This window comes from Terrabacter sp. 2RAF25, assembly GCF_052115265.1.
Taxonomy (GTDB): domain Bacteria; phylum Actinomycetota; class Actinomycetes; order Actinomycetales; family Dermatophilaceae; genus Terrabacter.
Map to the genome: position 1 here is coordinate 1 of NZ_JBFRGJ010000023.1, position 1,003 is coordinate 1,003.

Here is a 1,003-nt window from a genome sequence, read left to right on the forward strand (position 1 = left end):
GCGTGGGTGGACGGCCATATCCATGCGTTCGCCTTCTTCGGGGCTGTGCCGCAGTCGATCGTCTACGACAACGACCGCTGCCTGGTGGCGAAGATCCTGCCCGACGGCACGCGCAAGCGGGCGGCGCTGTTCAGCGGCTTCCTGTCCCACTACCTGATCCGGGATCGCTATGGCCGGCCCGGCAAGGGCAATGACAAGGGCAGCGTCGAAGGACTGGTCGGCTACGCCCGGCGCAACTTCATGGTGCCGATCCCGCACTTTGCATCGTGGGACGAGTTCAACCTGTGGCTCGAGGAGCAGTGCCGTAAGCGCCAGAGCGACCGGCTGCGCGGCGAGAGCGAGACGATCGGCGAACGCTTGCTGCGCGATCTGGCGGCGATGCGGCCGCTGCCGGCATCGCCCTTCGAGGCCTGCGACCAGGCCAGCGGTCGGGTCTCCTCGCAGGCGCTGGTGCGCTACAGGACTAACGACTACTCCGTTCCGGTCGCCTTCGGCCACCAGGACGTTTGGATCCGTGGCTATGTCGACGCGGTGGTGATCGGCTGCGGCGGGGAGGTCATTGCCCGCCATCCGCGCAGCTATGAGCGCGAAGAGGTTGTCTTCGATCCGCTGCATTACCTGCCGCTGATCGAGCAGAAGATCAACGCGCTCGACCAGGCCGCACCGCTGCAGGGCTGGGAACTGCCGGAGGCGTTCACGACCCTGCGCCGCCTCATGGAAGCGCGGATGGGCAAACAGGGCCGGCGCGCCTATGTGCAGGTGCTGCGCCTGATGGAAAGCTTCGATCTGGCCGACCTGCACGCAGCCGTGAAGCAGGCGCTGCATCTGGGGGCCATCAGCTTCGATGCCGTGAAGCACCTCGTCCTGTGCCGGGCCGAGCGCAGGCCGCCCAGGCTGGACCTCGACATCTATCCCTATCTGCCCAGAGCCACTGTCGAGAAGACGTCGGCCAAGGCCTATATGCGCCTGCTGGACCGTGAGGAGGAACCGGCATGAGCAGCGA

General features: G+C 66.4%; 1 protein-coding gene. It reads left to right on the forward strand.

Annotated features, from left to right (window positions below; translation table 11 throughout):
* On the forward strand, positions 1-996 hold a 996-nt coding region (locus tag AB4091_RS21775; protein ID WP_442294985.1), incomplete at its 5' end, for a Mu transposase domain-containing protein.
* Positions 997-1,003 lie beyond the last annotated feature (7 nt).